Source organism: Clostridium tyrobutyricum (assembly GCF_019144085.1).
GTDB lineage: Bacteria > Bacillota > Clostridia > Clostridiales > Clostridiaceae > Clostridium_B > Clostridium_B tyrobutyricum_A.
On record NZ_JAHHUY010000089.1, the window covers coordinates 1 to 608 of the forward strand.

Below are 608 nucleotides of genomic sequence, written 5' to 3' on the forward strand. Positions count from 1 at the left end.
TTTTTAATTATGCTCATGTCTAAAATTATTTATAAATTAATTTTAACATCCATTTAGGAACTATTTCTGTATGAAAGGAATATATTCATATGATTTTTATATGGATATGTTCAACTAACCTAACAAATTAAATTATTTGGTTATTTCAATTTCTTATGCAAAGAACATTACTGTTTTTTCAAAAATCCATTTTCATTTTTTAGCTTTTGAATTTCTTTTTCCAGTATATTAATCCCTATTATCAAATCACATTCACGCTTGAATTTATGATTTTTTCATATTCTGTTCTATATTTTTTTATCCAGTTAGATATGCTTGCTATAGGAACTTTATATTCTTCGGATATATTATTCAATGTATAGCCTTTTTTAATATAAAGTTTTACTAATTTTTTCTTGAATTCAACGTTATAAATCCTTGACATTTTTATCTCCTATTTGTTATTTATGTTATAAATCAATAATAATACAATCAAAGTATAAAATCAATACTTATTTATTTTCTTTTATATGCATTTATAAATTTCAAATTTTTATTTATAAATATATTATAAATTAATTTACAAGTTGATTGATTTATCTTAAATACCTAGATTTCGTACAAATATA

Annotated in this window: 1 protein-coding gene; it reads right to left on the bottom strand. The window is 19.7% G+C overall.

Features of this window, described 5'->3' with window-relative positions; all coding sequences use genetic code 11:
* Positions 1–241: 241 nt before the first annotated feature.
* The gene (locus tag KM800_RS15130) at positions 242–424 is read right to left on the bottom strand and encodes a helix-turn-helix domain-containing protein (protein WP_217813827.1); all 183 of its coding nucleotides are present in this window, start codon (positions 422–424) and stop codon (positions 242–244) included.
* Positions 425–608: the final 184 nt, after the last annotated feature.